We start from the raw sequence: 25,581 nt of genomic DNA, 5'->3' as shown, positions 1-25,581 counted from the left end.
CAGGAAGCGAACAACGGGGGAGGCGGTACGGGGCCGCCCGAAATTTCGGTCGCGGCAGGCAGAACTGCCGAGTCATCATGACGTCGTGATTCACGGACGCGATGGCTGGGCAGATGTTGCCGCACCGCGCGGGCCGTGAGCGGTCCGCACGGGCCACCAACGAGAGGCAGAGGAAGATGGCTTACAGCAAGCAGGAAACGGCGGGCGCCCCGACGTGTTGTCACGCGGCCAGGTAGAGCAAGATCCCGGTTGCGTCGACGCTTGATGTGAGGCTGTTTCCCATGTTCGATCCGGTCATAGCGCCCAGCGGTACGCTGCTCGGCCTGCTCCAGAGGGGCCGCGGCGACGGCACACTGCACGCGCTCACCGCCCCGCGCGCCGAAGCGCTCGCGGCGCTGAACCACTGCGTGCTGCACGACCCACGCCACGACTGGCAGGTGGAGAACCGCTCGCTGTACTACGCCCGTCTCTACCTCGACCTGAACGGCGAACTGGACGAGATCGAGGCCCACCTCTTCGACGTCGAGGACGCGCTCGACACCGAGGAGTCACGCACCGGGCTCACCCTGGCTGTCCTTGGCCACCTCGCCTCGTACGGCAGGCGGGACGCCCTGGAACTGCTGCGCAGGTATGCCGCCGCGGGCTCCAACTGGGCCTGGGCGCTGGACGAGCTCGCCCTGCGGGACGACGACGCCGGACTGCGTGCCCTCGCGGCCCCCGTCCTGGCGCGCTTCCCGGCCGATGCCGAGGGCGAGGCCGAGCTGGCCGCCACCGTGCGTGACGCCTTCGAGCCACGGCCATGGCGCCTGTGGGCCGAGGATCCGCGCGAATCCATCGCCACGCGCGTGCGCGCCGCCCAGGAAGCCGGCTGTTTCGACCGCTGGCAGCGTCAGATGAGCCCGACCGGTCCGCGTCCCGGGTGGAGCGTGCAGGCCGTCTTCGAGTGGGCCCAGCAGGGCGTGGAACGCGGAGTGGCGCTCCATGTTCCGGCCGCCCGCTGTCTCACCGCCGTGGCCGGCCCCGAGGATCGGCCGGACATCGTCGCCGCCGCCAAGGACGGCACCGAGGGCGCCCGCTGCACCGCGCTGCGCTATCTCGCCGACAGCAACGATCCGGATGCCCTCGACCTGATCGAGGGCGCCGTGGCCACGGGCTCGACGGCCGTCGTGGAGGCCGCCGTCGGCACGTTCGAACGTATGCGCAGTATTGCCGCCGTCGACCGGGCCCGAGGCTGGGCCCGGCGGCCCGACGTCCTGGGTGCCGCCGCCGGACGGGTGCTCGCCTGTCGTGGCGGCGCCGGGGACCGCGACCTGGTTCTGGGGGCGCTGCGGGAGGCCGTACGGGGCGAAGGGCCCGACGCACCGACTCTGTGGACTCTGGTGGACGGCGCCGGGCGGCTTGAAATCGCCAGTGCCGCGCCCGTATTGCGGCATATCTACCGTGAGACGGCGTCATCCCATCTACGCGGCCGGGCCGCCTGGGCCCTCGCCGCCACTGATCCCTCCTTCCCTGCCGGGTTCGCCGTCGAATGCCTCTGGGACTGCGAGGAAGCCACCCGCGAGATCGCCGCCCGGCACGCCGAGACCGGCGATGCCCGGGTCGTGGAGCAACTGCGCAGGCTCGCCGCGGACCCGGCCGAGGAGGCCGAGGTCCAGACAGCCGTGCGCAGCCGGATCGGCCCCGACGCGCCCGCTGTGTGAACACGAGATGACTCGCGGGTCAGGGTCGTATGGACGGGATCCGGCCTGCTTGGGTGGACAGCGGAACGCTCACGAGTCGTTCGCCGCTGGGAAAGATCCACGTTGACGCGGCCACGTCCAGCACGGCGACAACACCCGTATGCGTGTCGTCATCGTGACCGAATCCTTTCCCCCCGACGTGAACGGCGTGGCCCACTGCGCGCTCCAGACCGCCCGACACCTCGTCGATCGCGGTCACGCTCCTCTCGTCGTCGCTCCCGCTCCCGCTCCCGGGAACAAGGCGGCCGGCCTCGCGCCGTGCCCCGTTGTCCACGTCCCCTCCCTACCGCTCCCCGGCTACCCCCAGGTGCGCGTCGCTCTCCCCAGCCGACGCCTCGCCGCCGCGCTCATCGAGCACCGCGCGGACATCGTCCACCTGGCCAGCCCCTTCATCCTCGGCGTTCGCGGCATGGCCGCCGCCGCCCGGCTCGGCATCCCCGCCGTGGCCATCTACCAGACCGACCTGGCCGGCTACGCCCGCACCTACGTCGGCGCCGGCGAGGCCGCGGCCTGGCGTCGTATCCGCTCCGTCCACTCCGCCGCCGACCTCACCCTCGCGCCGTCCAGCGTGTCCCTGCGCGACCTGGAGGCGCACAGCGTGCCCCGGGTGAAGCTGTGGCCCCGCGGCGTGGACACCGTCCGCTTCCGCCCCGACCTCCGGGACGAGGCGCTGCGCCGGGAACTCGCACCGAACGGCGAGGTGATCGTCGGCTACGTCGGGCGGCTCGCCCCCGAGAAGCGCATCGAGCTGCTCGCCGGTGCCTGCAAGCTGCCCGGCGTCCGCGTCGTGATCGTGGGCGACGGACCCAGCCAGCCGAACCTGGCCGAGGCCCTGCCGGGCGCGGTCTTCCTCGGCCGCCGCACCGGCGACGACCTGGCCCGGATCTTCGCCTCCTTCGACGTGTTCGCACACACCGGCCCCTTTGAGACGTTCTGTCAGACCGTCCAGGAGGCCATGGCGAGCGGTGTGCCCGTCATCGCGCCCGCCGCGGGCGGTCCGCTGGACCTGGTCGCCCACGAGCGCACCGGGCTGCTGGTGCCGCCGCGGGACGCGACCGCCGTACGGGACGCGGTGCAGACGCTGGCCGCCGACCCCGCGCTGCGCACCGCGTACGGCACCGCCGCACGCGACATGGTCGAGGGCCGCACCTGGGCGGCTGTCGGAGACCAGCTCATCGGGCACTATGCCCAGGTGCTGAAGACACGGAACAAGACGGTGGTGGCGGCGTGAACGAGTCCCTGCGCATCGTCCGGCTGGCGAACTTCGTCGCGCCCGCCTCAGGCGGTCTGCGCACGGCCCTGCGCGAGCTCGGCAAGGGGTTCAAGGCGGCCGGGCACGAGCCGGTGCTGATCGTGCCGGGTGAGCGGTACTCCGACCGGGAGACCGAGCAGGGCCGGGTGATCACCCTGCCCGGGCCGCTGCTGCCCGGCACCGGCGGCTACCGCGTGCTCATCGACAAGCGGCGCGTGGCCAAGCTCCTGGAGGAGCTGGGCCCCGACCGCCTGGAGGTCTCCGACCGTACGACCCTGCGCTGGACCGGCAAGTGGGCGCGTCGCGCCCGGGTCCCCGCCGTGATGGTCTCCCACGAGACCGCAGACGGCGTGCTGCGCACCTGGGGCCTGTCGGAGAACCTGTCCCGGCGGACCGCCGACGCCCTCAACGTCCGTACGGCGCACACCTACTCGCGGGTCGTGTGCACCACCGAGTTCGCCGAGCGCGAGTTCGTGCGGATCGGGGCACGCAATGTCGTACGGGCCCCGCTGGGCGTCGATGTGATGGAACGGCACCCCGCACTGCGGGATGCGGGTCTGCGCGAGGAGTACGCGCGCGTGGACGAGATTCTGCTGGTGATGTGCTCCCGGCTGTCGGTGGAGAAGCGGCCCAGCACCGCGATCGACGCCGTCGACGAACTGGTCCGGCGCGGGCGCCGGGTGCGGCTGGTGGTGGCCGGGGACGGTCCCTTGCGGGAGCGTCTCGAGCAGCGGGCGCGGGAGCGTTCGCTTCCGGTCACTTTCCTGGGACACCTCAACGACAAGGGCGCGCTGGGTGCGCTCCAGGCGTCCGCCGATGTGTGCCTGGCGCCCGGGCCCGCCGAGACGTTCGGACTCGCCGCGCTGGAGGCGATGGCCTGCGGCACTCCCGTGGTGGCGAGCGCCTCGTCGGCGCTGCCGGAGGTGATCGGCTCCGCCGGGGCCACCGCCGCGGACCGCGGAGCGGCCTTCGCGGACGCCGTGGACATGCTGCTCGAGCGGTCCGAGGCGGACCGCCGGGAGGCCGCACGCGCGCGTGCCGAGTGTTTCGGATGGGGCGCGGCGGTCGAATCGTTCCTCGCCGCGCACGACGCGGTGGTGACAGGACAGGTGCACCGGGTCGTGCCGGAGCGTGTGAAATGAGACCGCTGCGTTTCGTCTCCCTCGGGGATTCGCTCACCGAAGGGGTGGGCGATCCCGTCGGGAAGGTCTGGCGCGGCTGGGCCGCGCTGCTCGCCGACGGGCTCAGTGTGGAGCCCGCGCAGTTCACCAACCTCGCCGTGAGCGGGGCGCAGACGCGTGATGTGCTGGAACGTCAGCTGCCCGCCGCGCTGGACCTGCGGCCCGACGTGGCGTCCGTCGTCATCGGCGTCAACGACACGCTGCGCTACACCTTCGACATCCACGCCGTGGCCGAACGGCTCGACAAGGTGTACGCGGCCTTCGCCGCCCAGGGCACGATCGTCCTCACCGCCTGTCTGCCCGACCCCGGTTCGATGCTGAGGCTGCCGGGATCACTGGCCCGCCCGCTGGCTCGGAGGCAGCGCGCGGTCAACACGGTGGTCCACGCGCTGTCCGAGCGCTACGGGGCGGTGCATCTGCACGCCGCCGAGGAGGAGTGGGCCCAGGACCGCGCGATCTGGAGCGCGGACCGGCTGCACCCCAGCGAGCGGGGGCACCGGGAACTGGCGCTGCGGTTCCACGGGCTGCTGGCCGAGAGGGGTGTCGCGAAGGGGTTCGCGCCCTCGCCCGTGCCGGAGTTCGCACCGCCGACCAAGTCGGCGAGCCTGCTGTGGCTGGCCACGGCGGGCACGGCTTGGGTGATCCGGCGGTGCACCGATCTGTTGCCCAACCTGTTGACGCTGGCCGCCGACGAGATGCGGCACCGTGCGCGCGGGACGAGTGCGAAGCTCGATCTGCGGGCGGCGCACGCGGTGTCCGCTGCGTTGGCGGCGCTGTCGATGGAGCTGGAGCAGCGGCCGGAGCCTGATGCGGCGTAGCCGGGGCGGGTGGGCGCCGTTCGGAGCTGCGGGTTCGTTGTGGCTGGTCGCGCAGTTCCCCGCGCCCCTAATGGGGCGCGATTCGCAGCCGGCGTTTGTAAGGCCCCGACGGTGACACGCAGGGGTCATTGGCGGCGTACGGGTACGAAGCGGACCGGAGTTCCGGGGGCTGCCTGGGCGGCGGGTGGGAGGTCGGGGGTGCGGACTACCGCTATCACTGGGTAGCCCCCGGTGGTCGGGTGGTCGGCCAGGAAGATCACTGGGCGGCCGTCTGGGGGTACTTGGACCGCGCCCAGCACCATCCCCTCGCTGGGGAGTTCGCCGGGGAGGGCTCGCTCCAGGGCGGGGCCTTCGGTGCGTAGGCCGATGCGGTTGCTGGAGGCGGACACGCGGTACGGCCGTGCGGTGAAGGCGCGGATCGCGTCCTGGGTGAACCAGTCGTCGCGTGGGCCGAGGGTGACGTGCAGGATCAGTTCGGCAGGGGGAGCCGGGTGCGGGGCCGCGTCCACGCGCGCGTGGGGCGTGAGGGGCTGTCCCAGGGGCAGCACCGTGCCGTCCGTGAGTGGTGGTGGGCCGAGGCCGGAGAGCAGGTCGGTGGAGCGGCTGCCGAGCACGGGGTCGACGGCGATTCCGCCGGCGACGGCGAGGTAGCTGCGTACGCCGGAAACGGCGGAGCCGATGTCCAGCACCGACCCTGCCGGAATGCGTACCGGTGTGCCCCAGGCGACCGGGCGGCCGTCCACCCTGACGGGGCAGGGAGCGCCCCCGACCGCCGCGGTGACCGTCGAACGAGGCCGTACGGCGCAGCCGTTGAGCGTGGTTTCCAGGACGGCGGCCTCGGGGGGATTGCCGACGAGGCGGTTGACGAGGGCCGCCGCGGGCCCGTCCAGGGCGCCGGAGCGGGGCACGCCGAGGTGGGCGTGCCCGGGACGCCCGCGGTCCTGGACGGTGGTCAGGGCACCGGACCGTACGACGACGAGCGCACGGTCCGTCATGAGTGCCCCACCGGCACGAAACGGACGGGCGTGCCCGGTGACAGCAGCGCGGCCGGCACGCGCGCGTGGTCCCACAGCACGGCGTCCGTCGTGCCGATCAGCTGCCAGCCACCGGGCGACGAGCGCGGGTAGACGCCGGTGTAGGGGCCCGCGAGTCCCACCGCACCGGCCGGGACGGCAGTGCGTGGCGTGGCCCGGCGTGGGACGTCGTAGCGCTCCGGCAGACCGGACAGGTAGCCGAAGCCGGGCGCGAAACCGCAGAAGGCGACGCGGAATTCGGTCTCCGCGTGGATACGGGCCACCTCCCGCTCGGGCACACCCCAGTGCGCCGCCACGTCGGCCAGGTCCGGACCGTCGTAGCGCACCGGGAGCTCGATCACGTCACGCGCGCGTGGGGGAGCGGGCGGCACTTCGGTGGCGGTCAGCTCGGCGGCCAGCCGGGTCGGGTCGGCGAGGCCGTCGAGGAGGACCGTACGGGCCGCGGGGACGATCTCGCCCACGGAGAGAGAGCCCTCCGCGCGGCGCCGCAGCAGCTCCGCGTGCAGGGCCTGTGCCTCGTCCCCGGAAGCGACCTCGACGAGCAGGGCGCCGTCACCGACAGGCAGCACCCTCATACGAAGGCCTCCACCCGGACACCCGACTCCTGGAGTCTCTCCCGGACCCGGCGGGTCAGCTCCACCGCGCCGGGGGTGTCGCCGTGCAGGCACAAGGACTGGGCCCGTACTTCGATCCGCGCCCCGGAGTGGGACGTGACGACGCCGAAGCGGGCCAGCCCCACCGAGCGTTCCACGACGGTGTCCGGGTCGGTGACCACGGCGCCGTCCTGCCCGCGCGGGACGAGCGTGCCCTTCTCGGTGTACGCGCGGTCCGCGAACGCCTCTGTGACCGCCGGGAGTCCGGCCTTACCGGCAAGCTCCAGCAGCCGGGAGCCCGGCAGCCCGAGCACGGGCAGCGAGGCGTCCGCGAGGACCACGCCGTCGACGACCGCGCCGGCCTGCTCCGCGTCGTGGACGACGCGGTTGTAGAGCGCGCCGTGTGGCTTGACGTACGACACACGCGTGCCCGCCGCGCGCGCGAACACCTCCAGGGCGCCGATCTGGTACGCCACTTCGGCCGCCAGCTCGGCGGGCGGCACGTCCATCGCGCGCCGCCCGAACCCCGCCAGATCCCGGTAGGCGACCTGTGCCCCGATCCGTACCCCGCGCTCGGCCGCCAGCTCGCACACGCGCCGCATGGTGACCGCGTCCCCGGCGTGGAAGCCGCAGGCCACGTTGGCGCTGGTGACGACGGACAGCAACTGCTCGTCGTCGGTGAGCCGCCAACGGCCGAAGCCCTCGCCGAGGTCGGCGTTCAGATCGATCGCGGTCATCGGTCCCCTCTGGTGTTCATGCCGCTGTTCATGCCAGTGCTCAGGCCACTGCTCTTGCCACTGCTCTCGCCACTGCTCACGCCACGCGGAACTGCTCGTCGCGGGCGTCGGTGAGGAACATCTGCCCCGGTGCGTGGGTGATGGCGAACGGCGGTCGCGACGCCATCACCGCGGCCTGCGGAGTCACTCCGCAGGCCCAGAACACCGGGATGTCGTCCGGGGCGATGTCCACCGGATCGCCGAAGTCGGGACGGCCGAGGTCGTCGATGCCGAGACCCGACGGATCGCCGCAGTGCACGGGGCTGCCGTGCACCGCAGGGAGCAGACTGCTCTCCCGGATCGCCGCCGCCAGGTGTTCCGGTGGCACCGGGCGCATGGACACCACCAGCGGGCCGTGCAGCCGCCCCGCCGGACGGCACTGACGGCCGGTCATGTACATCGGGACGTTGCGGCCCTGTTCGAGGTGGCGGATCGGGACCCCCGCCTCGGCCAGCGCCCACTCGAAGGTGAAGCTGCACCCGATCAGGACCGACACCAGATCGTCTCGCCAGTGCCCGCGCACATCCGTCGGCTCGTCCACCAACTCGCCGTTCTCCCACACCCGGTAGCGCGGCAGATCGGTGCGCAGGTCGGCGCCGTCCGCGAGGACCGTCGTGAAGGAACCGGCATCCGTGATGTCGAGCACCGGACACGGCTTGGGATTGCGCTGGCAGAACACCACCAGGTCGTACGCCCAGTCCGCGGGCACCGCGATCAGATTGGCCTGCGTGTGGCCTGCGGCGACCCCGGCGGTGGGACCTGTCAGACCCGCGCGGAAACGGGTGCGGGCGTTGTTCGGGCTCCACGCGTGCGCGTGCCCGTCGACGAGGGCCAAGGGGCGGTCTTCCGTGCGGTTCACTCCAGCTCCTTCCCGCGCGTCTCCGGCAGCCCGAGCAGCGCCAGCGCGGCCACCCCGTAGCCGATCGCCCCGAAGACCAGCGCTCCGCCCACACCCCAGCTGTCGGCCAGGAAGCCGACGGTCGTGGGGAAGACGGCGCCCACGGCGCGACCGGCGTTGTAGGTGAAGCCCTGTCCCGCGCCGCGCACCGCGGTCGGGTACAGCTCGCTCAGGAAGGAACCGAAGCCGCTGAAGATCGCCGACATACAGAACCCGAGCGGGAAACCGAGCACCAGGAGCAGGGTGTTGGCGCCGCTCGGGATGTTCCCGTACGCCACGATGCAGACCGCGGACAGCAGCGCGAAGAGCCAGATGTTGCGCCGGCGGCCGAGCCGGTCGGTGAGGTAACCGCCGGTCAGATAGCCGAGGAAGGCGCCGGAGATCAGGAACGTCAGATAGCCGCCGGTGTTGACGACCGACAGGCCGCGATCGGTCTTCAGGTACGTCGGCACCCAGGTGGCCAGCGTGTAGTAGCCGCCCTGGACCCCGGTGGACAGCAGCATCGCGAAGATCGTGGTGCGCAGCAGACCGGGTTTGAAGATCGCCTTGAAGGAACCCTTGCCCGCGCTCTTCCGGCGTACCGCTATCGCCTCGGGAGCGTCCTGCACCCGGCGCCTCATCCAGACGACGAGCAGCGCGGGCAGCGCTCCGGTCCAGAACATCACGCGCCAGGCCAGATCGTCGTCCAGGACCGAGAACACCAGCGTGTACATGATCGCGGCCAGCGCCCAGCCGACCGCCCAGGAGCTCTGGATCGCGCCGAGCGTGCGGCCCCGGTGCTTGGCGCTCGCGTACTCGGCGACCAGGATCGCGCCGACCGCCCACTCGCCGCCGAAGCCGAGGCCCTGGAGGGCGCGGAAGACCAGCAGGGACTCGAAGTTGGGGGCGAAACCGCAGGCGACGGTGAAGACCGCGTAGGTGATCACCGTGATCATCAGCGCCCTGACCCGGCCGAACCGGTCGGCCATCACCCCCGCGAGGGCGCCGCCGATACCGGACGCCAGCAGCGTCACGGTGGTGAACAGGCCGGTCTGGCCGCTGTTCAGGCCGAAGTACGCGGCCAGCGCGACCATGCTCAGCGGCAGCGTGAAGTAGTCGTAGGAGTCGAGGGCATAGCCGCCGAACGCGCCGGCGAAGGCGCGGCGGCCGCGCGGACCCAGGGCGCGCAGCCAGCCCAACGCGCCGTCGTCGGCGGTGCGTTCATCTGTGGCCGGGTGTGCGTCGCTGGTCAGGGCCTGCGGTGGAGGGGTCGTGCTCATGGGCACCTCGCAGAGGGAGGACGGAGGGTGCGTGAGGACCGAGCCGGGCCGTGCGGAAGCCGTCGGCGCCGTCGTGAGCGGGACGGCGGCGCCGTTCGTAGCAACGTAGAGGATCGTTCAACGATCCCTCAATACCCATGTTGTTTCGTTCTTGTGTCTGCGGTTGAATTCCGGGCATGGCAGAGCAACTGTCGGGACTGGCCGACGACCGCGCCCTCCTCGGGCGCACCAGCACCGCCGAACGGGTCTCGGACATCCTCAGGAGCCGGATCGCCGAGGGCTATTTCCCGCCCGGGACGCGGCTGTCGGAAGACAGCATCGGCGGCGCGCTCGGCGTCTCCCGCAACACGCTGCGTGAGGCGTTCCGGCTGCTCACCCATGAACGGCTGCTCGTCCACGAGCTGAACCGGGGCGTCTTCGTCCGGGTGCTGACCGTCGAGGACGTCGAGGACATCTACCGCACCCGCGGCCTGGTCGAGTGCGCCGTCGTCCGAGGGCTCGGCGAACCGCCGTACGCGCTGGACGGGCTCGCGGAGGCCGTCGCCGAGGGGCAGCGGGCGGTGCGCGAAGGTGACTGGAAAGGGCTGGGTACGGCCAACATCCACTTCCACCGGGAGCTGGTCTCGCTCGCCGGCAGCGAGCGCACCGACGAGCTGATGCGGAGCGTCTTCGCCGAGCTGCGGCTGGCGTTCCATGTCGTGGACGACCCGAGGCGGCTGCACGAGCCGTACCTGGCGCGCAATGTGCAGATCCTCCAGGCGCTGCAGGCAGGCGAGCCGGTCGAGGCCGAGAAGCTGCTCGCGGTCTATCTCGACGACTCGCTGGAGCGGGTGGTCGAGGTGTATCGGCGGCGGGTGGGCGAGGACGGCTAGCAGGTCCTGGGGGTGTGACAACCGTGACGCCGGGGCGCATCTGAGTCGTTTGGGGCGTTGTCAGACCGAGGACTTAGTCTGTGCACCGTGACTTCGCCTGCATCGACGGACCGTGTTCCGCCCCAGTTCACCGCGGGGCCGCGCCCAGCTCTGGGCCCGGCCGCCGACGAGGGACTGGCGCGGCGGCTGCGCGCGCTCGCCTGCACCGCGCCGCTGCACGACCTGGACGCCCGCAAGGCCAACCTCGCGGGCGAGTACTCGGTGTACGGCATGGCCGAGGTCGCCCTCTCAGCCATCGACCTCGTCACGCTGAACATGGACTTCGACACCGGCGCCGACCACGACCAGATCGTCGCCCGGCTCATCCCGCGTATCGCCGCGCAGGCCCCGCAGCGGCCCGTCGTCGAGCATGAGCGGGTGGCCCGGTGGGTGCTGGAGAACCTGATCAACGTCGGCAGCGTCGATCGCGGCTTTCGCGCAGTTTACGGGACCTTCGCGCCGGACGGTACGTATGTCCGGCGGGACTACGACTTCAAGCTGATCGAGGAGGTGCCGGGGCCCGGCGGCAGCGTCTATCTCCGTACGACGGACGAAGCCGTCAATGTGCTGGTGGGCGCCCTCGACACCGACGTCACCAGCGCCCAGATCGCCGCCGAGGTCAAGCTCGAGGTGCTGATCAGCCGAGGGCGGCTCGCGGATGCGCAGCTCGCCGCCGAGCAGGCCCGGTATCGGACCGTGCAGTACTCCGAGACGCTGCGGCGGGCGCTGGATGCCACCCGGCGCAATGTGCGGGCCGTCGACTGGCTCAGCGCCGTACCCGACATGATCGCCGAGGCCCTTGAGCATGTCGCCGACCGCTATCGGCACGAGAACGCGATCCTCACGAACATCCGCAAGGCGCGGGACGAGTCCGAGGACCCCGAACAAAAGCGGCGTGCGGCCGAGCTGGTCGACATCGTGAAGGACTGCATTCGACGGCATACGCAGTTGCAGTCGCGACTGCTGGAGGCCGGGCCGCTGTTCCGGGCGGAGCAGGACCGGCAGGCGTTCGCCACGCCGATGGCGTCGTCGGGGATCGATCTGTACGGGCATCTTGTCGCGCCGGTGCTGCCGTTGGAGCTGGAGCGGGCGGTTCGGGTCACGGATGCGTTCTTCGCTCGCGGGACGGGGTTGCGTACTCCGGTTTCCGTTCGGGTGGGGGACCTTGTGGACATACTGCTGACTCCGCCGGTGGAGCGGGAGCATCTCGGTGCGGAGATGCCTGAGCCGGATCTCATTGCCACGCCGGATGACAGTCGGTTCAGTGAGGAGCAACTGGCTGCCGCCATGGAGCTGCTTGATCTGCCTGCGGATGCGCCTCGGCGGTTGTCGGGGCTGCTTGTCGACGCGCGTCGGCTGGATCCTGCGTTGCCTTATCTGGTGGCCCTGTTGGCTGTTCATGCGGCCAGTCCGCCTGTTGGTACGGCGTATCGGCAGGGGGAGGAGAAGTTGCTGTTCGCCGTGGATGACGGGGCTGAGCTTGATGATCCGGAGTTCGGTGGGGCGGATTTGATTGTCGGGACGGCTTTGTTGGATGCGGTGGGGATGGCGGCGGATCGGAGTGAGGCTGCGTGAGGTCTCTGCCGGTGGACGGCTGCGGGTCCGCTGTGGCTGGTCGCGCAGTTCCCCGCGCCCCTTTCGGGGCGCTTGTCATCAGCCCCGTTAAGAAGACCAAGGAGTTGCAGTCGTGACCGAGCACGTCGACTGGAGTGAGGCGGAGGTTCCCGTCGTGGCGGCGCATCCTGCCATCACGCCTGCCGATGCCGCCGATGCTGCTCGGCTCGTTGCCTTTGGGTTGCAGCCGAAACTGCAGCCTGCGCGGGATCAGGAGTACGCCGAACTGCTGCGGCGCTACCGGGAGGACCCGCCCTTTGCCCGGCTCGCCGATGCCGTCGCCACCGGGCTGGGGCTGGTCGTGCTGGAGGTGTCCCCGCGCGCAGGGATGGCGGTGACCGCTGCCGAGGACTCGGTGTTCGCCGTGCGCATGGGTGATTACGCCCGCCGGACGTCCGCCGACTCCGGGGACCGGTTCCTGCATGGGCTCGCTCATCTTGCCGTTGCCGCCATGGCGTTCCCCCGGCCCGAGGATCTTGCTGATGACGGGTACATCGGGCGGATCACGGTCAACGGGGTCGATGCCTTTGTGCGGCAGGCCTGTCGGCGGCTGGAGGAGCGGGCCGAGGTGCGGGGGGAGAACACCGATCCGGCCACGGACGCGCCCGGGCTGGAGGCCGCCTGGCGGATCTGGGTGAGACGGAGTGCGACCGGTGCCACCAAGGACGCGCGGAGACTGGCCGGTTCGACGACCGGCATCATCGGCAAGGCCGTCGCCTTCCTGACCGACTCCGGGTTTCTGCAGCGCACGGGCGACGACAACGGCGGGACGTATCGGACGACGGCCCGATATCAGCTCCAGGTGCGTGACATGGCGGGCAGCGCTGCCATGGCCGAGCTGCTGGAACTGGGCGTCGTGCCGGTCACCGACGGGACGGCGACGCTGCTGCCCGCCGAGGAGTCCGACGACCTGGAGCTGGTGGCCGACGCCGGGCTGCCGTTCCACTCCTGACCGCATCGACTGCCTTCACGACTACGAGAGTCCGCCATGTACGAGCTGTCCCGGGTCCGCCTCTACTCCATCGGTCCGGCCGGTGCGCGCTACGCCGACACCGTGCTTGACCTGCGGGGAGTCGGCGAGCCCGTGCCCGACCCCGCGCCCACACAGGCGGAGTTCTTCGAGGAGGAGCCCGTCGGCCCGCCGCGCCGGCCCGCGCCGGCCGGTGTGCTCTTCCTGGAGAACGGCGGCGGCAAGTCCGTCCTGCTCAAGCTGATCTTCTCGGTGATGCTGCCGGGTCACCGGAACACGCTGGGCGGCGCCAGCTCCGGTGTGCTGCGCAAGTTCCTGCTCGCCGACGACTGCGGGCATGTGGCGCTGGAGTGGCAGCACGTGCTGACGGGCGAGTGCGTCGTCGTCGGCAAGGTGAGCGAGTGGCGCGGGCGGCAGGTCTCGAACGATCCGCGGAAGTTCGCCGAGGCCTGGTACTCGTTCCGGCCGGGGCCCGGGCTGAGCCTGGACAATCTGCCGGTCGCCGAGTCCACCGCCGTACGGCCGTCCGTCGAGGGCGCGTCCGGTGCGCAGGGGCGGCGGCGCACCATGAAGGGCTTCAGGGACGCCCTCACCGAGGCCGGGAAGGCGTATCCGCATCTGGAGGTGCACTGGGAGGAGATCCACGACCGGTGGATCGAGCACCTCGGCGACCTCGGCCTCGACCCCGAACTCTTCCGCTACCAGCGGGAGATGAACGCCGACGAGGGCGAGGCGGCCGGTCTCTTCGCGGTCAAGAAGGACTCCGACTTCACCGATCTCCTGCTGCGGGCGGTGACCGATACGCGGGACACCGACGGTCTCGCCGACCTGGTCGGCGGCTTCGGCAACAAGCTGGGGCGGCGCGCTGAGCTGATCGCCGAACGGGACTTCACCGCCGGGTCGGTCGACCTGCTGGGGCGGATCGTCGAGGCCGCCGAGGCGAGGGCACGCGCGCGTGACATCCATGCGGGTGCCGAGCGACGGACCCGGACGCTGGCCCGGCGGCTGTCCGCGCGTGGTGCGCAGGAGCGGGTGCGCGCCGCCGACCTCGCCCAGCGGGTCACAGGCGCCGCGCACGCCGTCACGCACGCCGAGGGCGCGCGGGAGCGCAGCGCGCTGATCGCCGCCGAACTCGCCTACCGGCACGCCTCATTGGCGCTTGCCGGCGCCGAGAAGTCGGCGGCCGCACAGAAGCGGGAGCTTGCCGACGCGCGGACTCTCCATTCCGCCTGGCAGGCCGCCGAGGCGGTGCTGCGGCACCGCGCCGCCGCCGACCGGGTCGCCCGGGTGGCCGCCGCCATCCAGGAGGCCGAGCGTGACGCGGCCCCGGCGCTCGCCGCGCGCGCCAAGGCCGCCGTCGATCTCGTACGGGCCCTGCACGCGGCCGCGGACAGCGCCGAAGCCCTGGCCAACGAAGGGGAGGAGCGGTCCGCGGCGCTCCAGGAGGTCAGCGAGTCCGCTTACCGGGACTCCACCTCCGCCGCCACGGAGGCCCAGCGCGCCCGCAGCGAGGCGGGGCATCTGCGACAGCGGCTGTCCGAGGTCGAGCAGGAGACCGCGGAGGCGGTGCGGGCGGGCTGGCTCGACGACAGCGCGCCCGACGCCGATCCCGCGCGGGCCGCGCTCGCCGCCAGCGACGCCGAGAAGACGGCGGTCGCCGCCTGGGACACCGCGCGCGAGGCATCCCACCGGGCCACCGAGCACGCCCGGGAAGCGGCTTCGGCCGAGTCTCGCGCGGAACTCACGGCGGCCCGCGCGGCGGACGCGGCAACGGCTGCGGAACGGTCGTACGAGGCGGAACGCCGCCTTGCCGAGGGTCTCGCGGCGGAGGAGCGGCTGGCGGAGCTGCTGAGCCTGACCGCTGCCGCCGGGGCGGGGGGTACGGTGCCGGGGCCTCGGACGGGGGCGGATGGCGCTGGACGTGAGCGCTCCGACGCGGCTGGACCGGGCGTGTCCGCGCGGGCCGGGAGCGGCGCGTCCGGTGGGGGCGAGGGTGCCGAGGCAGGTGCCGGCCGGGATTCCTCGGCCGCAAGTGGTGCGTTTGGCCGGGCTCGTGGTGCCGGAGGGGACGTCGGCGGGGATACGCGCACCGGAAGCGACCCGTCCGCCGAAGCCGGAGGTGGCCCGTCCGCCGGAGACACGAGGCCTGCGAACGGCGATGATGCCGGCCCGCGCTCCCGTGTCGGCCTGACGACCCCGCGCCCCCTCACCCAAGGCCTCCTCACCCCCGAGGAGCTCGACCGCTGCGCCGACGACCTCCGCCAGCTCCTCGACGCCGCCGTCTCCTCCGCCGAGCGCCAGCTGTTCGAGCTGCGGACCGCTGCCGCCGACGACGCCCGGATCCTGGGGGCGCTCGGTGACGGAGGGCTGCTGCCGCCAGGGCCCGACGTGCTGGCCACCGTGGAATTCCTCGGCGAGCACGGTATCCCGGCGCTGCCCGGATGGCGGTATCTCGCGCAGGCCGTGGACCCCGCCGATCACGCGCGCGTGTTGGCCGCCCGGCCGGAGCTGGTCGACGGCGTGATCATCACCGACCCCGCCACGCACGCGCGTGCCCGCGAGGCGCTGAGCGAGGCGGCGCTGCTGCCGCGGTCCGCCGTCGCGGTCGGTACGGCCGCCGCCCTGCTCGCCCCGACTCCGGCACCCGACGCGAGCAGCGGCGACGTCTTCCTCGTACCGCCGAACCCCGCCATGCACGACGAGCAGGCCGCCGACGAGGAACGGCAGGCGCTGCGGGCGCGGGCGACCGAGCGGGACGAGGAGATCCGGACGCTCGCGGCACGGCTCGGCAACGACCGGGAACTGGCCGCGCGCCTGGCGTCCTGGCGTACCGGCTGCCCGGCCGGGCAGCTGGTCGAGCTGGCGGAGGCGGCCCGGGAGACGCGCGCGTTCGCCGAGGAGGCCGAGGCCGAGCTGGCCGAGGCACGCACCGTCCGGGCGGAGGCCGACGAAGCCGCCGCCGAGGCCACCCAGGTACGGGACGAACGGCAGGAGGCCGCCCAGCGCGCCCGCCGCTCCGCCGACGCCCTCGCCGGGCTCGCCTTCCGGCTGCGCGAACGGTCCGGCTGGCAGGTGAAACTGCGCGAACTCGCCGACGAGGCAACCGAGTCGGAGGCCCGCGCTCAGGCCTGTCTGGAGCGCGCCCGTGCCGCCGACGAGGACCGGCGTGCCGCGCAGCGAGCCGCCGACGACGCCCGCCGCACCGCGCGTGCGCTGCGCGCCGAGCGCGCCGAGATCGCGGGTGCCCCCGATGACGTACCGGAAAGCGACACGGGTGCTCCCACGTCGTCCCTTCCCGCCCTCCGCGAGGCCTATCGCGCCGCATCGCACCTGTACGAGAAGGTCGGGGTCGACGCCGATCTGCGGGCCGAGCAGGCCCGCGCGGAGAGCGACGAGAGTGCGGCGCGGGCCGAACTCGACCGGCTCAGCAACAAGGTGCGCACGCGCGCGGAGCAGCTGCTTCAGTCCCCGGACGGGTCCGACGGGCCCTCCCGGCAGGCCGCCGCCGCCCGGGCCGAGGAGCTGGTGCAGCTCCTGGAGACCCGGATGTCCAGCGCGAGCGAACAACTCGGGCGGCTGCGCGGCGAGGCCGAGCGGCATGCGCCCGAGGACGGTGAGGCGCACACCGAGCTGCCCGAGGAGCTGGTGCCCCGCGACGCCGAGCACGCGCAGGCGCTGCTGCGGACCGCTACGGCCGAACTCGCTTCCCGCACCGAGGCGTTGAGCCAGGCGCGGGAGGCGCACGCCGAACTCCTCGACGCCCACCGGGCCGCCGAGGACGCGGCCGGCGGCTTCGACGAGATCGCCGCCATGCTGCGTGACCTGCTGCGCGAGCACACCTCGGACGAGGAACAGGAGGAGCCGGAGCCGTATCCCGGCAGCCTGGACGAGGCACGGCAGTCCGGCGCCGAGGCACGGCGCTCCCTGCGGGGCTGCGCCGCCGACCTGTCCGCTGCCGAGTCCGCCGTACGAGAGGCGAGCGATGTGCTCGTACGGCATGCCAACTCCACGCGGTACGAGCAGGTACGGACGCCTGCGCGGCAGCAGATCCGGGAACTGCCCGCCGCCGCTCTGCCCGAGCACGCGCAGAAGTGGGCGGACGCGTTCGCGCCCCGACTGCGGGTGCTCACCGATGAGCTGGCGCAGCTGGAGCGGAACCGGGACTCGATCGTGGACCGGCTCCGCGGGCTCGTCGAGTCGGCGCTGGCGACTCTGCGGTCCGCCCAGCGGCTGTCCCGGTTGCCCGAGGGGCTCGGGGAGTGGTCCGGGCAGGAGTTCCTGCGCATCCGCTTCGAGGAGCCCGACCAGGCCACGCTCACCGAGCGGCTCGGCGAGGTCATCGACGAGGCGACGCGGGCCGCGGTGAAGAAGAACTCCGATCTCCGGCGGGACGGGATGTCCTTGCTGCTGCGGGGAGTTGCGGCGGCGCTGCAGCCGAAGGGGGTGGCCGTCGAGATCCTCAAGCCGGACGCGGTGCTTCGTGCGGAGCGGGTGCCGGTGGGGCAGATGGGCGATGTGTTCTCGGGTGGTCAGCTGCTCACGGCGGCCATCGCCTTGTACTGCACGATGGCCGCGCTCAGAAGCAACGACCGGGGGCGCGACAAGCACCGGCACGCGGGCACGCTGTTCCTCGACAACCCGATCGGGCGCGCCAACGCGACGTATCTGCTGGAGCTTCAGCGGGCCGTGTCGGATGCGCTCGGTGTCCAACTCCTGTACACGACGGGACTGTTCGACACGACCGCGCTGGCGGAGTTCCCGCTGGTCATCCGACTGCGCAACGACGCGGATCTGCGGGCCGGGCTGAAGTACATCAGCGTGGAGGAACACCTCCGGCCGGGACTGCCTCAGCAGAACCCGGCCGGGGAAGGTGAGTCGGTGCACAGTGAGATCACTGCAACCAGGATGTTCAAGAGACCTGTGTCTCAGACCTGACGAGAGTCCTCCCTCGACAAGGCCGCGCACTGCAGCCCCTCCATCCCCTTGACCCGCAGCCGTGCGTCGAGCGGAGCTGAGGGGTCGTTGTCAGCGCCCATCTTCACCCTGCAGGACGGGTGGTGGACGGTGTTGTGGGTCTTGTGGATGTAGCCCAGCAACTCGTCATCCGTCCGGACGTCCGGGCCGGGCGCAGCCCGTACGTCATCACTCGGACACCGTGCTCATGGGTGAAGTACCGCGGATCGGCCTTCGGCTTGTCCCGGTAGTCACGGGTCCGCAGCCGCACCGTGCCCCGTGACTTCGCGCGGGTCACGTTCGGGGTGAGGCAGAAGGTCGAAGGGGACGGAGCCGTAGTGGAACATCAGGTCCGGCCGGTCCAGGCCCGGTTCGGTGTCGTAGGTGTGGATCAGGTCCGGGTCGAGGTACTCGGCGCCGACGCAACGCTGGCCCTCCAGCACCAGTGTCTTGGCCCGCACCCCCGTCCGTACCTCCAGGTTCGACCGTTTGCCGAGGACCGGGTGGAGGCAGGCGACCGACGACGACTGACGGATGTTGCCTGCCTGCGCACATGCCTCCAACAGCGCCGTGCCGCATGGGCCTTCACTCTTCACTGGCGGGAAGAGGTCGGCGGCGCTCCAGCCCGTACAGCCTGCGGCGGCCCAGTCGTCGAGGTCCTCGGCCGGGGCTCAGAAGGCGATACAGGAGTTGTGCGAGGAGCAGCCGCCGAGCACCTTCGCTCTGGCGTGGTGCATGAAGCTGTTGCCGCTGGTCTGGGGTTCGACGGGGTAGTCCCCGTCGTAGCCGGACTCCAGCAGACCCATCGAGCGTTCCGGCTTCAGGACGTCGTCGTCGCCGACGTCGTTGGGCCCCGCCTCCAGGACGCACACGGTGACGGACGGGTTCTCCGACAGCCGGGCCGCCACCACGTTGCCTGCGGTGCCGCCGCCGACCACGACGAGTCGAACTCATCGATGCTCATGGGGGTTGACCTCCTTGTCACGGAGACATCCTTGGTGCGGAATCTCAGTCGGCCGCCGGGGCGGCGAGGGGCCCGGTCGCCGGTTCGGAGTCCAGCCGGTGTTCGGCGAGCACGGGGCGGTGGCGTTGTAGACGGAGGCCAGCGGCCGGATCAGGTTGATTGTCATGCCCGCGCCCCACGGCGCGGCTAGGATGTTGACCAGGAGCCCCTGGCGGCCAAGCGAGAACCGGTGTCCAGCGACTCGGCGCGGGCAAGCGCGTCCTTGTCCCGCAGCAGCAGGTCGACGACGCGCAGCAGCAGGTCACCGCGCTGGTCGGGGGCGGTGTGCGGCCAGGGTCCCTCGTCGAAGGCGCGGCGTGCGGCGGCGACCGCCTCGACGGTGTCCTTGCCACCGGCCTCGTCCACCACCCCCACCAGCGAGCCGTCCGCCGGACAGCGGATCTCGCGCGTGCGCTCGCCGACCGCACTCCGCCACTCGCCGTCGATGAACGGATCCGGCATGGCCGCCTCCCAGCTGCTGAAGGACCCACGAACTGGCCGACGGCGCACCGGCCGAGGGCGGCTTCCTGGCGCTGTACGAGCGGGACGGCCGTTCGGCCGCGGTGCTCTCCGTGGACCGGCCACGCCACTTCATGCGGGCGCGCCGGGAACTCGTACGCGGGGAGACCCGACCGCAGCCCGCCCCCCTCTGAACCGTCACCGGGCGCCGCCCGCGCAGGCTCACGGGTGGGACAGCTGACCCGTGCCGCCCCGGTTCCGTATCCGCTCCTGGGCGCGCTCGGTGGTCCGCTCCTGACGCCGGGCCCTGCGCCGCTCGCGCCGCAGAGCCCGCGCCGTGCTGCTCGGGGCCGACACGACGCCGTCGCGCTGGTTCCACACCTGGCGGGTCACCCACACGTCCAGGGCGGCCCAGGTGGCGACCACCGTGCTCGCCACGCTGCTGAGGACCATGGGGAACGCCAGCCACGAGCCGGCCAGGGTGCACAGGAAGGCCACCATCGCCTGGATCAGTGTCACGGCGATGACGAGCACCGCGCGCACCGCCGCCGTACGCACCGGATCCGGCAGCCGACGCCGCTGCGCGGGCTCCTCCACCCACAACGGTCGGTAGTACGGCTGGGCCTTCCGCTCGTCCGTCGTCTCCCTGTCGGTTGCCGGAATGTCGCGATCCCGTGCCTGAGGGATCCGCTCTGCCGTCGCCTGCGCCGCCACACCGTCACCGGGCGCCTCGCGCCGCTCAGCCGTGCCCATCACCGTGTCACTCCCCACCGCCGGCAGGACCGCTCGCCCGTGTCCGAAGACACGACTCCCCAGTGGCTGCCCGGCATGCGCTGTTTTACGCCGCCCAGGTGCGGGATGCGGCTCCTGTGGCCGATTCCGCCCCCAATTCCCGATAGAAGGACGAACGGCACGCCCCGAAGATTCCCAACGACCGTAAAATTCCGGCCAACCGACCCCGGAAACGGCCGGATTGTTCACCGCGGTGACCACTGGATCGGGGGCGGCAATCTCCCGCAATGACCGGACAACTCCCCACGACCCGCCACCGTTGCGGACGTTCGGCTTCCGGACGGGTCTTCGAGTTACCTATGCGTCAGTAGTAGGCTCGCGCCGTTTGTTGACGTACATGTGTACCCCCGCCCGGTGGGGGTCGAGCTGGGGGAGGCCATGCGCTTTCGCGGGAAGTCGATCCGCCGGAAGATCGTGGCGCTGCTTCTCGTGCCGCTGGTGTCCCTGACGGCGATCTGGGGCTTCGCCACGGTACTCACGGGACGTGAGGCGGGCCAGCTGTTCAACGTGTCGGAGGTCGTCGAGAACATCGGTTACCCGGCCGAGGACACCGTCCGGGTGCTCCAGCAGGAGCGCCGCCAGACCCTCGTCTATCTCGCCGACCCGCGCGCCTCCGACGGGCTCGCCGCGCTGCGCCGCAGCCGGACCGCCACCGACGAGGCCGTCACCAAGATCCGCAGGAACGCCCAGGACGCCGACGTACGCGACGCGCTGGGGCGGGGCACGGGCGAGCGGCTGACCGCCCTCCTGGACGCCCTCGACGGCATCGGGTCCCTGCGCCGCAGCGTCGAGGAGGGCACCGTCAACCGGGCCCAGGCCCTCGACCTCTACAACCGGCTCGTCGACCCCTGCTACGTGCTGCTCACCAATCTCCACGTCGTGGACGACACCGACCTGGACAAGCAGTACCGCGCCCTGGTCAACCTCGCCCGGGCCCGCGAACTGCTCTCCCGCGAGGACGCCCTCCTCGGCTCCGCGCTGATCGTCGGCAGGATCACCCGCGGCGAGGCCCGTGACATCTCCGACCTCGTGGCCCAGCGCACGCTGATGTACGACGTCAACCTGCCGCTGCTGCCCTCCTCGGAACGCGACCGCTACGAGCGCTTCTGGAAGAACGCCGCCAGCGCCCCGCTGCGCGTGGCCGAGGAGTCCGCCGGCTCCTCCTCCGGCACCGGCACGCCCAGCGACGTCACCGCGCAGAACTGGGACACCGCCGCCGGTGACGTGCTCGACGAACTCGCCACACTCAACGACCAGGCGAACGACCGCTATCAGGACCGGGTGCGCCCGGTCGCGATGGGCGTCATCGCCCAGGCCGCCATCGCCGGCGTCCTCGGCCTGATCGCACTGCTGTTCTCGCTCTTCCTGTCCGTGCGCATCGGCCGCGCCCTCATCCGTGACCTGCGGCAACTGCGCCTGGAGGCGCACGAGGCGTCCGGCGTCCGGCTGCCCAGCGTGATGCGCCGCCTCTCCGCCGGTGAACAGGTCGACGTGGAGACCGAGGTGCCGCGCCTGGAGTACGACAAGAACGAGATCGGCGAGGTCGGCCAGGCCCTCAACACCCTGCAGCGCGCCGCCGTCGAGGCCGCAGTCAAGCAGGCCGAACTGCGCGCCGGGGTCTCCGAGGTCTTCGTGAACCTCGCCCGGCGCAGTCAGGTCCTGCTGCACAAGCAGCTCACCCTGCTCGACACCATGGAGCGCCGGACCGAGGACACCGAGGAACTCGCCGACCTCTTCCGGCTCGACCACCTCACCACCCGCATGCGCAGGCACGCCGAGGGCCTGGTGATCCTCTCCGGCGCCGCCCCCTCCCGGCAGTGGCGCAAGCCCGTCCAGCTCATGGACGTCGTACGCGCAGCCGTCGCCGAGGTGGAGGACTACGAGCGCATCGAGGTCCGCCGGCTGCCCCGGGTCGCCGTCACCGGCCCCGCCGTCGCGGACCTCACCCATCTCGTCGCCGAACTCCTGGAGAACGCCACGGTGTTCTCCCCGCCGCACACGGCCGTCCAGGTCCTCGGCGAACGCGTCGCCAACGGCTTCACCCTCGAGATCCACGACCGCGGCCTCGGCATGGCCGCCGACGCGCTCCTGGACGCCAACCTCCGGCTCGCCGAGACACCCGAGTTCGAGCTGTCCGACACCGACCGGCTCGGCCTGTTCGTGGTCAGCCGGCTCGCTCAGCGGCAGAACGTACGCGTCTCCCTCCAGCCCTCCCCGTACGGCGGCACCACCGCGGTCGTCTTCATCCCGGACGCGCTGCTGACGGACGACGTCCCGGACACCAACGGCATCGGCTTCCGCCTCGACCGGGACCGCCCCTCCAAGGAGGCCGAGTTGGAGGAGAGCCGCCGCTCCGCGCTCTCCCAGGTGCCCGTGCAACTCCCCGGTCTGCCGTCCGCCCTCCTGGACGGGCCGGTCGAACTGGAGGCCCCCGTCGACCTGGACGCCCTGAACGACTTCCCGGGCGGCCTCGGCGACGAGGACAGCGAACGCGGTGGACTCTTCCGGCCCCGCGGCCCCGCACCGGGGGGTGTCCCCGACGAACAGCACCATCCGGCCGACCCCGGCACGGACGACCGTCCGGGTGCCCCGGTCCCGCTGCCCCGCCGCGGCGCCCCGAAGCTCGTCAGCTCGCACGGACGTCCGGTCACCGAGCAGCGGCCCCGGCGCGAGAACGGTGACTCCGCGGACACGGCTCCTGCCCTCCCGAAGCGCACGCGGCGCGCCGCCATCGCGTCGGCGGCACAGGAGGCCAGGCACGAGACCCGACAGGAAACCGGCCCCCAAACCGACCCCCAAACCGGCCCGGAGACCCGGCACGAGGGCCGGCTGGAAACCGGCCCGGAGACCAGACACGAGCGCAGACCGGAAGCCGGGCCGAGGGTCGGACACGAGCCCGGTCAGGACGGACACGCGGCACCGACCACGGGCTCGGGCACGGCGCCCCTGCCCCGCCGCGTCCGCCAGGCCAACCTGGCCCCGCAGCTCAAGCAGGCTCAGGAGCAGCGCACCGAGCAGCGGACGGAGCCCGCCGAACGGGACGCCGACGAGGTACGCAGCCGTATGGCCTCGCTCCAGCGCGGCTGGCAGCGTGGCCGTCAAGAGAACGCCGCGGGCGACAATGGCCCCAGCGGCACAGCACCACAACGAACGACTAAGGGGGACGGTCGATGACCGCACCGAAGGCGACCGACCACGGCGACACGGGCAGGACAGGCGAGCTGAACTGGCTCCTGGACGACCTGGTCGACCGCGTCGCGAGCATCCGCAAGGCCGTCGTGCTCTCCGGCGACGGGCTTGCGACGGGGGCATCGAAGGACCTGACCCGGGAGGACAGCGAGCATCTGGCCGCCGTCGCCTCCGGCTTCCACAGCCTCGCCAAGGGCGTGGGCCGGCACTTCGAGGCGGGCAGCGTCCGGCAGACGGTCGTCGAGCTGGACGAGGCCTTCCTGTTCGTGACGGCCGCCGGCGACGGCAGCTGCCTCGCCGTCCTCGCGGACGCCGACTCCGACGTCGGCCAGGTCGCCTACGAGATGACGCTCCTCGTGAAGCGGGTCGGCGTACATCTGGGGGCCGCTCCGCGCACCGATCTGCCTGCGGGCGGGTAGTGGGATGACATGAGCGGAGACGGTCAGGGAAGAAGCCACTGGTTCGACGACGAGGCCGGACCGGTGGTCCGTCCGTACGCCATGACGCGCGGCCGCACCAGCCATGCGGGCCAGCACCGCCTGGACCTGATCGCGGTGGTCGTCACGGAACCCCACGCGGACGACTCGGAAGCCGAAAACCAGACGCTGTCCCCGGAGCACGTGGACATCGTCGGCCTGTGCCGGGACGCGCCGCAGTCGGTCGCCGAGCTCGCCTCCGAACTCGACCTGCCCATCGGCGTCGTACGCGTCCTTGTCGGCGACCTCGTCGACGAGGAACTCGTCCACGTCAACCGCCCGGTTCCGCCCGCGGAGCTGCCGGACGAGAGCATCCTGCGTGATGTGATCAACGGGCTCCGGGCTCTGTGACCACCGGTCCGATCGACCGGCCCGCCCATCCGGGCGGCTCCTCCGCGAGCGCCGCGAGGCGCTCGCGGACCTCGGCCGGGAACGGTACGGCGCGACCCGCCCCCTGATCGACGTGCAGCATCAGCAGCTCGATCGTGGCGACCGGGTCGGGCTCCGCTCGCGGTTCCTCGACGACGTACATCTCATGCGTGAACCGTGCCTTCTTCCCGGCCGCTCCCAGCACGCGCGTGCGTACGCCGAGCTGGGCACCCTCCGGTACCTCCCGCAGGTAGCGGACGTGTGACTCGGCCGTGTAGAGCGAGCAGCCGGTGCGCTCGCGGTACGCGGCGTCCAGCCCCGTATGCTCCATCAACGCGTCCGTGGCGAAGCCGAAGACGAGGACGTAGTACGCCTCGCTCATGTGCCCGTTGTAGTCGATCCACTCGGGGCGCACGGTCTCCTGAAAAAGCGGCAGGCTCACTCGGCACCGGTCCCGGGCAGACGGCCGGTGGCGCGCAGGACGTCGATGACGCCCGGGTCGCGTTCGGCGACGAGATCGGCGATCGTACGACCGTCTGCGGCATCGTCGCAGCCGGCCACCACCGCGTCGTAGAGGGCCGTGTCCAGCTCGGGTGCCTCCAGACGGGTCCACGGGGACTTCAGGGACGGCCCGAAGTGGTCGAGCATATGGCCCATTCCGCCCTCGCTGCCCGCGAGCGCGAAGGTGAGCATCGGGCCCATCACCGCCCAGCGCAGGCCCGGCCCCTCGGTGATCGACAGGTCTATCTCGCGCACCGTCGCCTCACTGTTGGCCACCATGTGCAGGGCCTCGCGCCACAGCGCCTCCTGGAGGCGGTTGGCGATGAAGCCGGGGATCTCGCGGTCCATGGTGATGACGGATTTGCCCGCCACCTCGTAGAAGCGCGCGGCCCATCGGACCGCTTCGGCGTGTGTGCCTTCGCCGCCCACGACCTCGACGAGCGGTATCAGATACGGCGGATTGAACGGATGCCCCACCACCAGTCGGCCGGGTGTGACGGCCCCGGTCTGCATGTCCGTCATCGGGTAGCCGGAGGTCGAGGAGGCGACGACGACGCCGGGCGGCGTGGCCGCGTCGAGCTTCGCCGTCAGCTCACGCTTGAGATGACGGCTCGCGGGATCGGCCCCTTGACCTACGTGACTGCTGCTATCCATCTTCGCACTATCCGTGCGCCCGTCACATGATGCGAACATTGATCACCGCCGCCCTCAACGACTCGCACTCGGCGGCAGGCCCTCGAACTCACCCGGAGGCAAGGGCACGACCGCGGGCCCTCACCGAGAGGCGCCGCCCG

19 protein-coding genes and 3 pseudogenes are annotated in these 25,581 nt (G+C 71.9%); 12 read left to right on the top strand and 10 right to left on the bottom strand.

Translation table 11 applies throughout. The annotated features are described in order from the left end of the window. Positions 1–281 precede the first annotated feature (281 nt). From QQY66_RS07310 to QQY66_RS07295, 4 genes are all read left to right on the top strand, one after another. The gene (locus tag QQY66_RS07310; protein WP_301978252.1) at positions 282–1,700 is read left to right on the top strand and encodes a HEAT repeat domain-containing protein; all 1,419 of its coding nucleotides are present in this window, start codon (positions 282–284) and stop codon (positions 1,698–1,700) included. Between the two features lie 139 nt (positions 1,701–1,839). Then, the gene (locus QQY66_RS07305; protein ID WP_301978251.1) at positions 1,840–2,970 is read left to right on the top strand and encodes a glycosyltransferase family 1 protein; all 1,131 of its coding nucleotides are present in this window, start codon (positions 1,840–1,842) and stop codon (positions 2,968–2,970) included. Continuing rightward, positions 2,967–4,133, top strand: a complete 1,167-nt coding sequence (locus QQY66_RS07300; RefSeq protein ID WP_301978250.1) for a glycosyltransferase — start codon at positions 2,967–2,969, stop codon at positions 4,131–4,133. The genes QQY66_RS07305 and QQY66_RS07300 overlap by 4 nt, the downstream gene beginning before the upstream one ends. Beyond that, a complete protein-coding gene (locus QQY66_RS07295; RefSeq protein WP_301978249.1) occupies positions 4,130–4,990 on the top strand; it encodes an SGNH/GDSL hydrolase family protein in 861 nt (286 codons plus the stop codon). The genes QQY66_RS07300 and QQY66_RS07295 overlap by 4 nt, the downstream gene beginning before the upstream one ends. A 125-nt stretch (positions 4,991–5,115) precedes the next feature. Here QQY66_RS07295 and QQY66_RS07290 read toward each other — a convergent pair whose 3' ends face one another. From QQY66_RS07290 to QQY66_RS07270, 5 genes are all read right to left on the bottom strand, one after another. After that, positions 5,116–5,985 (bottom strand): biotin-dependent carboxyltransferase family protein, encoded by an 870-nt coding sequence (locus QQY66_RS07290; RefSeq protein WP_301978248.1) that lies wholly within the window; start codon positions 5,983–5,985, stop codon positions 5,116–5,118. Beyond that, entirely contained in the window at positions 5,982–6,599 is a 618-nt protein-coding gene (gene pxpB, locus QQY66_RS07285; RefSeq protein ID WP_301978247.1) for a 5-oxoprolinase subunit PxpB, read from the bottom strand. The genes QQY66_RS07290 and pxpB overlap by 4 nt, the downstream gene beginning before the upstream one ends. After that, positions 6,596–7,354 (bottom strand): LamB/YcsF family protein, encoded by a 759-nt coding sequence (locus QQY66_RS07280; protein WP_301978246.1) that lies wholly within the window; start codon positions 7,352–7,354, stop codon positions 6,596–6,598. Before QQY66_RS07280 ends, pxpB begins: the two co-directional genes overlap by 4 nt. 76 nt (positions 7,355–7,430) lie before the next feature. Continuing rightward, positions 7,431–8,252, bottom strand: coding sequence for a putative hydro-lyase (locus QQY66_RS07275; RefSeq protein ID WP_301978245.1), 822 nt, complete (start codon positions 8,250–8,252; stop codon positions 7,431–7,433). Beyond that, positions 8,249–9,550, bottom strand: coding sequence for an MFS transporter (locus QQY66_RS07270; RefSeq protein WP_301978244.1), 1,302 nt, complete (start codon positions 9,548–9,550; stop codon positions 8,249–8,251). Before QQY66_RS07270 ends, QQY66_RS07275 begins: the two co-directional genes overlap by 4 nt. A 176-nt stretch (positions 9,551–9,726) precedes the next feature. On the opposite strand from QQY66_RS07270, the gene QQY66_RS07265 reads away from it, so the two are divergent. From QQY66_RS07265 to QQY66_RS07250, 4 genes are all read left to right on the top strand, one after another. Beyond that, the gene (locus QQY66_RS07265; protein WP_301978243.1) at positions 9,727–10,422 is read left to right on the top strand and encodes a GntR family transcriptional regulator; all 696 of its coding nucleotides are present in this window, start codon (positions 9,727–9,729) and stop codon (positions 10,420–10,422) included. Positions 10,423–10,509: 87 nt separating this feature from the next. After that, positions 10,510–12,036, top strand: a complete 1,527-nt coding sequence (locus QQY66_RS07260) for a hypothetical protein (RefSeq protein ID WP_301978242.1) — start codon at positions 10,510–10,512, stop codon at positions 12,034–12,036. A 112-nt stretch (positions 12,037–12,148) separates the two neighbouring features. Further along, positions 12,149–13,027 carry a hypothetical protein gene (locus tag QQY66_RS07255; RefSeq protein ID WP_301978241.1) on the top strand — a complete coding sequence of 293 codons (879 nt, stop codon included), beginning with the start codon at positions 12,149–12,151 and terminating at the stop codon, positions 13,025–13,027. A gap of 36 nt (positions 13,028–13,063) precedes the next feature. Further along, positions 13,064–17,980 (top strand): hypothetical protein, encoded by a 4,917-nt coding sequence (locus QQY66_RS07250; RefSeq protein WP_301978240.1) that lies wholly within the window; start codon positions 13,064–13,066, stop codon positions 17,978–17,980. A gap of 23 nt (positions 17,981–18,003) precedes the next feature. Here the strand turns inward: QQY66_RS07250 and QQY66_RS07245 are convergent. Both QQY66_RS07245 and QQY66_RS07240 read right to left on the bottom strand, forming a co-directional pair. Next, a pseudogene (locus tag QQY66_RS07245) lies at positions 18,004–18,962 on the bottom strand (GMC oxidoreductase); the annotation flags it as partial. A gap of 216 nt (positions 18,963–19,178) precedes the next feature. Beyond that, positions 19,179–19,463: pseudogene (locus tag QQY66_RS07240) on the bottom strand (aldehyde dehydrogenase family protein); the annotation flags it as partial. 32 nt (positions 19,464–19,495) lie between these two features. On the opposite strand from QQY66_RS07240, the gene QQY66_RS07235 reads away from it, so the two are divergent. Beyond that, positions 19,496–19,654, top strand: coding sequence for an oxidoreductase C-terminal domain-containing protein (locus QQY66_RS07235; protein ID WP_301987214.1), 159 nt, complete (start codon positions 19,496–19,498; stop codon positions 19,652–19,654). Positions 19,655–19,682: 28 nt separating this feature from the next. Here QQY66_RS07235 and QQY66_RS07230 read toward each other — a convergent pair whose 3' ends face one another. Next, positions 19,683–20,213 carry a hypothetical protein gene (locus QQY66_RS07230; protein ID WP_301978239.1) on the bottom strand — a complete coding sequence of 177 codons (531 nt, stop codon included), beginning with the start codon at positions 20,211–20,213 and terminating at the stop codon, positions 19,683–19,685. 417 nt (positions 20,214–20,630) lie between these two features. On the opposite strand from QQY66_RS07230, the gene QQY66_RS07225 reads away from it, so the two are divergent. Genes QQY66_RS07225 through QQY66_RS07215 form a run of 3 tightly spaced genes read left to right on the top strand, consistent with a single transcriptional unit; the run spans position 20,631 to position 24,268 of the window. Beyond that, positions 20,631–23,426, top strand: a complete 2,796-nt coding sequence (locus tag QQY66_RS07225; RefSeq protein WP_301987212.1) for a nitrate- and nitrite sensing domain-containing protein — start codon at positions 20,631–20,633, stop codon at positions 23,424–23,426. Beyond that, positions 23,423–23,860, top strand: coding sequence for a roadblock/LC7 domain-containing protein (locus QQY66_RS07220; protein ID WP_301978238.1), 438 nt, complete (start codon positions 23,423–23,425; stop codon positions 23,858–23,860). The genes QQY66_RS07225 and QQY66_RS07220 overlap by 4 nt, the downstream gene beginning before the upstream one ends. A 9-nt stretch (positions 23,861–23,869) precedes the next feature. Continuing rightward, positions 23,870–24,268, top strand: coding sequence for a DUF742 domain-containing protein (locus QQY66_RS07215; RefSeq protein WP_301978237.1), 399 nt, complete (start codon positions 23,870–23,872; stop codon positions 24,266–24,268). On the opposite strand, the gene QQY66_RS07210 is transcribed toward QQY66_RS07215, so the two are convergent. Both QQY66_RS07210 and QQY66_RS07205 read right to left on the bottom strand, forming a co-directional pair. Beyond that, entirely contained in the window at positions 24,246–24,701 is a 456-nt protein-coding gene (locus QQY66_RS07210; protein ID WP_301978236.1) for a thioesterase family protein, read from the bottom strand. The genes QQY66_RS07215 and QQY66_RS07210 overlap by 23 nt on opposite strands. Before the next feature lie 23 nt (positions 24,702–24,724). After that, positions 24,725–25,390 (bottom strand): annotated as a pseudogene (locus QQY66_RS07205) (3-hydroxyacyl-CoA dehydrogenase NAD-binding domain-containing protein); the annotation flags it as partial. Between the last annotated feature and the right edge of the window lie 191 nt (positions 25,391–25,581).

Source organism: Streptomyces sp. DG2A-72, assembly GCF_030499575.1.
GTDB lineage: Bacteria > Actinomycetota > Actinomycetes > Streptomycetales > Streptomycetaceae > Streptomyces.
The sequence above is the reverse complement of the archived record's forward strand: the minus strand, read 5'-3'. Positions and strand labels throughout refer to the sequence as shown.

Excerpts from the sequence above, each read along its gene's own strand:
- QQY66_RS07310 (WP_301978252.1), top strand. The coding sequence starts at position 282 with ATGTTCGATCCGGTCATAGCGCCCAGCGGTACGCTGCTCGGCCTGCTC.
- QQY66_RS07305 (WP_301978251.1), top strand. The coding sequence starts at position 1,840 with ATGCGTGTCGTCATCGTGACCGAATCCTTTCCCCCCGACGTGAACGGC.
- QQY66_RS07295 (WP_301978249.1), top strand. The coding sequence starts at position 4,130 with ATGAGACCGCTGCGTTTCGTCTCCCTCGGGGATTCGCTCACCGAAGGG.
- QQY66_RS07290 (WP_301978248.1), bottom strand. The coding sequence starts at position 5,985 with ATGACGGACCGTGCGCTCGTCGTCGTACGGTCCGGTGCCCTGACCACC.
- pxpB (WP_301978247.1), bottom strand. The coding sequence starts at position 6,599 with ATGAGGGTGCTGCCTGTCGGTGACGGCGCCCTGCTCGTCGAGGTCGCT.
- QQY66_RS07280 (WP_301978246.1), bottom strand. The coding sequence starts at position 7,354 with ATGACCGCGATCGATCTGAACGCCGACCTCGGCGAGGGCTTCGGCCGT.
- QQY66_RS07270 (WP_301978244.1), bottom strand. The coding sequence starts at position 9,550 with ATGAGCACGACCCCTCCACCGCAGGCCCTGACCAGCGACGCACACCCG.
- QQY66_RS07265 (WP_301978243.1), top strand. The coding sequence starts at position 9,727 with ATGGCAGAGCAACTGTCGGGACTGGCCGACGACCGCGCCCTCCTCGGG.
- QQY66_RS07250 (WP_301978240.1), top strand. The coding sequence starts at position 13,064 with ATGTACGAGCTGTCCCGGGTCCGCCTCTACTCCATCGGTCCGGCCGGT.
- QQY66_RS07230 (WP_301978239.1), bottom strand. The coding sequence starts at position 20,213 with ATGGGCACGGCTGAGCGGCGCGAGGCGCCCGGTGACGGTGTGGCGGCG.
- QQY66_RS07225 (WP_301987212.1), top strand. The coding sequence starts at position 20,631 with ATGCGCTTTCGCGGGAAGTCGATCCGCCGGAAGATCGTGGCGCTGCTT.
- QQY66_RS07220 (WP_301978238.1), top strand. The coding sequence starts at position 23,423 with ATGACCGCACCGAAGGCGACCGACCACGGCGACACGGGCAGGACAGGC.
- QQY66_RS07215 (WP_301978237.1), top strand. The coding sequence starts at position 23,870 with ATGAGCGGAGACGGTCAGGGAAGAAGCCACTGGTTCGACGACGAGGCC.